The sequence below is a fragment of the Pseudonocardia pini genome (assembly GCF_013870575.1).
Classification (GTDB): Bacteria; Actinomycetota; Actinomycetes; order Mycobacteriales; family Pseudonocardiaceae; genus Pseudonocardia; species Pseudonocardia pini.
This window is the reverse complement of the sequence record NZ_JACBXB010000436.1, coordinates 1-4576: the sequence shown is the minus strand read 5'-3', so window position 1 is coordinate 4576 and position 4576 is coordinate 1. Positions and strand designations below refer to the sequence as shown.

General features: G+C 73.5%; 6 protein-coding genes. All 6 read right to left on the bottom strand.

Annotated features, from left to right (window positions below):
- Positions 1 to 969: cytochrome P450 (locus tag H5J29_RS21630; RefSeq protein ID WP_181782872.1), on the bottom strand; the 969-nt coding region annotated here is incomplete at its 3' end.
- Positions 966 to 1790, bottom strand: a complete 825-nt coding sequence (locus H5J29_RS21625; protein WP_181782871.1) for an SAM-dependent methyltransferase — start codon at positions 1788 to 1790, stop codon at positions 966 to 968. The genes H5J29_RS21625 and H5J29_RS21630, both read right to left, overlap by 4 nt.
- Positions 1787 to 2056: an acyl carrier protein gene (locus tag H5J29_RS21620; protein WP_181782870.1), complete on the bottom strand. Its 270-nt coding sequence runs from the start codon at positions 2054 to 2056 to the stop codon at positions 1787 to 1789. The genes H5J29_RS21625 and H5J29_RS21620 overlap by 4 nt, the downstream gene beginning before the upstream one ends.
- Before the next feature lies 1 nt (position 2057).
- Positions 2058 to 2993, bottom strand: a complete 936-nt coding sequence (locus H5J29_RS21615; RefSeq protein WP_181782869.1) for an acyl-CoA desaturase — start codon at positions 2991 to 2993, stop codon at positions 2058 to 2060.
- Positions 2990 to 4354: an acetyl-CoA carboxylase biotin carboxylase subunit gene (locus H5J29_RS21610; RefSeq protein WP_181782868.1), complete on the bottom strand. Its 1365-nt coding sequence runs from the start codon at positions 4352 to 4354 to the stop codon at positions 2990 to 2992. The genes H5J29_RS21615 and H5J29_RS21610 overlap by 4 nt, the downstream gene beginning before the upstream one ends.
- Positions 4355 to 4359: 5 nt before the next feature.
- Positions 4360 to 4576: acetyl-CoA carboxylase biotin carboxyl carrier protein (locus H5J29_RS21605; RefSeq protein WP_312858344.1), on the bottom strand; the 217-nt coding region annotated here is incomplete at its 5' end.

Below are 4576 nucleotides of genomic sequence, written 5' to 3'. Positions count from 1 at the left end.
CGGACCGGGCGCGCGGGCCGGGTCGAACCGGTCGGGATCGGCGAACACCGCCGCGTCCCGGTTGGCCGCGGCGAGGCAGAGCAGCACCTGGTCGCCCTCCGCGAGGGTGACCCCGCCGATCTCGACCTCGCGGGTGGCGATGCGCTTGGTCATCTGCAGCGGGGCGTCGTGGCGCAGGGTCTCCCGCACGGCGGCCCGCGCCTCCTGCGGCGGGAGCCATCCGGGACCCTCCAGGACGGCGACCACCGCGTTCCCGACGAGCGCCGCCGTGGTCTCCGTCCCCGCGACGAAGCACATGATCCCGAGGAGCGCGATCTCCTCCTCGGTGAGTCGGTCCCCGCCCCCGGTCCGCGCGTCCTGCAGGCGGGTCAGCAGACCGGGCGGGCGCACGCGGAGCACGTCGACGAGCACCCCGACGAACTGCTCGACGACCTCCGCGACCCGCTGCAGGTCCGCGCCCTTGAGCATGCCCGGCTCCAGCAGGAACCGGATCTGGTGCGTCCAGTCCGCGACGGACCCGTGCAGCTCGCCGGGCAGCCCCAGCCAGGTGGACAGCACCTCGACGGGCAGCGGGGTGGCGACCGCGGCCATCAGGTCCTGTTCGCCGGTGCCCACCACGGCCACCCGGCGTCGCGCGGTCTCGGCCACCAGGGGTGCCAGCGAGGCGACCTCCGCCGGGGTGAACACGCGGTTGACCAGCCCGCGGAGCCGGGCGTGGGCGGGGTCGTCCGTGAACACCAGCGACGCCCGGCCCAGCCGCAGGATCTGCTCGGTCCGCCCGCCGTGGCGCGCCACGAGGGCCGGGATCAGCTCCGCGCTGAAGCTCCGGTCCCGCAGCACGGCGTGCACGTCGGCGTGGCGGGTGAGGACCCACATCCCCAGCGTCCGGGTGGGTGGCACCGCGCGCAGTGCCGCGTACTGCGGGTAGGGATCCTGGCGGAACGCGGGCGCGAACGGGTTGAACCTCATGTGCCCCACCGGGAGCCGTAGGGCCGCAGGGTGATCCGGTAGAGCGCGAGCCTCCCCATGCGGAACCCGACCGAGGAGAGCGTCAGGTACCGCTCGTACCGCGCGACCGTCTCCGCCCCGACGAGCTCCCGGGCCTCGGCGCGGCGGGCCTTGAGCCGCCGCGCCCACTCCGAGCAGGTCCAGGCGTAGTCGAGCCGCCCGTTGGACAGCGCGGTGATCTCCAGGACGCCCTCGGCGGCCGCGGTGATCTCGGCCAGGGTGGGGAGCTCGGCGTCGGGGAAGACCTCCTGCTGCATGAAGGAACTGGCCTCGGACGGGTCCATGGCCGCGTAGGCGATCGTCTGCAGGGACAGCGCGCCGCCGCCGGTCAGCCAGCCCCGGCAGCGGGTGAAGAACTCGCGGTAGACCGCGACCTTGTCCGTGCCGAGGCCCGCGAAGTGCTCGAACGCCCCGATGGACACGATCCCGTCGTAGGGCTCGGTGGGCGTGTGGTCTCGCCAGTCCTCCAGCCGCACGTCGAACCCGAGACCGCGGACGTACGCGGCCTGCGCGTCGGACAGCGTGAGCCCGACGGCGGGCACCCCGGCCCGGGCGAGGAGCCCACCCCAGCCGCACCCGACGTCGAGCAGCCGGGTCCGCGCCCCCGCCGCCTCCAGGTGCAGGCGCAGCTTGTGCTCCTGGGCCTCCTCGAGGGACTCGTCCCCGGTGCGCCACGCGCAGGAGTAGCTCAGCGTGGGGTCGAGCCAGAGGCGGTAGAAGTCGTCGCCGACGTCGTAGTGGTGGCGGATGGCCTCCGCGCTCTGGGTCGAGACGGAGCTCATCGCAGCCGCTCGTGCAGGTGGTCCGCGACGGCGGTGATCGTCGGGTTCTCGAACAGCGCCTCGGGGTCGATGTCGACCCCGTACCGCTCCTCCACCTCGATCAGCAGCGACACCGCGAGCGCGGAGTCGACGCCGAGGTGGTCGAAGTCGGCGGCCGGGTCGATCTCGGGGACGGGCACGTCGAGCAGCTCGGCGAGGTAGCCGCGGCACCAGGCGACGAGGGCCGGGACGTCGGTGGCGAGGGCGGTGGTCGGCTCGGCGCTCATGTCAGGCTCCTGCGGGGCGGACGCGCCGGGAGTCCCGACGCTCGTCGGACGGGGTCTTCAGGTCCCAGGCCAGGCCGGCGGCCGCCAAGGTCTTGATCAGCCAGAACCCGGGGTCGAGCCGGTACCAGTCCAGCCCGAACGACGGGGACTCCGGGAACGCGTGGTGGTTGTTGTGCCAGGACTCGCCCAGGGTGACCAGCGCGAAGATCCCGCCGTTGCGGCTGTTCTCCCGGGACTCGTACGGGCGGGTGCCGACCCTGTGCAGGAAGGAGTTGATCGCCCAGACGATGTGCTCCAGCACGAAGATCCGGACCAGGCCGCCCCAGAGCAGCCCGGACACCGCGCCCTGCCAGGACAGGTCCACGAGCCCGCCGACCAGCGCAGGCACCGCGAGGCCGAGCGCCACCCACCAGTAGTAGAGCCGCCCGACCTTCACCAGCCTGCGGTTCCGGATCAGGTCCGGGGCGTAGTGGACGACGTTGGGGTACTCGTGGCGGCGCATCCACAGGAAGTGCGAGTGCGCGAGCCCCTTCAGTGCGCCACGGAGCCCGCCCCCGGACAGGTTGGGCGAGTGGGGATCGCCCTCCTTGTCCGAGAACTCGTGATGGCGGCGGTGCAGCGCCACCCACGAGATCACCGCGCCCTGCCCCGCCATGGAGCCGAGGACCGCGAGCACGGCCTCGACCGCCGGTGTCGCCTTGAAGGTGCGATGGGTGAACAGCCGGTGGTAGCCCACGGTCACGCCGAGCCCGGTGAGCAGCCAGAACCCGAGCAGCAGGCCGAGCTCCGTCCAGCCGAAGGGGTGCACCCACAGGAACGCGACGGCGGCGACGGTGCCGAGGATCGGGGCGATGTCGAAGAGCAGGAAGTGCCTGCGCTGCAGGCGGTGGATGTACGGGCTGGAGATCGTCTTGCGGCGTGGCTCCGCCACGGTCATACCGGCACTCCCCGGGATCGGTCCTTCATGCGGTCGAGCAGGCCGGTGTCGTGGCGGCCCGCACGGAAGTCGGGCTCCGCGAGGACCCCGCGGAGGAACTCGGCGGTGGTGGCGAGCCGCTCGCCGCGGATCCGGGTCTCGGCCAGCGCGCGGTCCATCCGGCGCAGCGCGGTGTCCCGGTCCGGCCCCCAGACCACGACCTTGGCGAGCAGCGAGTCGTACTCCGGCGGGATCCGACGGCCGGCGGCGACGTGCGTGTCGACCCGCACGAACGGCCCGCCGGGCAGGTCGACGGAGTCCAGCAGGGCGGGTGTCGGGGCGAAGTCCCGCGCGGGGTCCTCGGCGTTGATCCGGCACTCGATCGAGACGCCGTCGAGCCGGATGTCCGCCTGGGTGAACCGCAGCGGCTCCCCCATCGCGACGCGCAGCTGCTCGGCCACGAGGTCGATGCCGGACACCATCTCCGACACCGGGTGCTCGACCTGCAGCCGGCAGTTGACCTCCATGAAGTAGTGCCTGCCGTCGGCGTCGACGAGGAACTCGACGGTGCCCGCCCCCTCGTAGCCGACGGACAACACGGCCCGGACGGCGTCCGCCCCGATCGCGTGCTGGACCTCCGCACTGAGCCCGGGGGCGGGCGTCTCCTCGACGAGCTTCTGGTGGCGGCGCTGCACCGAGCAGTCCCGGGCGCCGAGGTGGACGCCGTCGCCGTGGGCGTCGCACAGCACCTGGATCTCGACGTGCCGGGCGGAGTCGAGGTAGCGCTCGACGTAGACGCGGCCGTCGCCGAACACCGCGGCGGCCCCGGCGCGGGTCCTGCGGTAGGTGTCGGCGAACGCCGCCGGGTCGCGGACGACGGCCATGCCGCGCCCGCCGCCCCCGGCGACCGCCTTGACGATCACCGGGTAGCCGATCTCGTCCGCCAGGGCCTTCGCGGCGTCGGGGTCGTCGATCGCGTCGGTGCTGCCGGGGAGCAGCGGCAGCCCGGCCGCGACCATCGCGGCCCGGGCGGAGGCCTTGTCCCCCAGCCGTTCCATGACCTCGGGCGGCGGCCCGACGAACGTGATGCCCTCGGTGGCGCAGACCTCGGCGAAGTCGGGGTTCTCGGACAGGAACCCGTAACCGGGGTGGATCGCGTCGGCGCCGGTCATCCGGGCCGCCTCGATCACCGCCGGGATGTGGTTGTAGCTGCGGCGCGCGGGCCCGGGTCCGATGCGGACGGCCTCGTCCGCCTCCCGGACGACGGCCGCGTCCTCGTCGGCCGTCGAGTACACCGCGACCGTGCGCAGCCCCAGCTCCCGGCACGTACGCAGCACCCGCAGCGCGATCTCGCCGCGGTTGGCGATCAGCACGGTGTGCATCGGCGTCACGTCTCGGCGAGCGCGAACAGCGGCGCGCCGAACTCGACCGCGGTGGAGTCGGGGCACAGCACGTCGACGACCCGGCCGCCGCGGTCCGCCTCGACCGGGATCATCAGCTTCATCGCCTCGACGATCCCCACCTGCTGACCGGGGCTGACCAGGTCGCCGGTGTCGACGAAGGGGGCCGCCCCCGGCTCCGGGGCCCGGTAGAACACACCGACG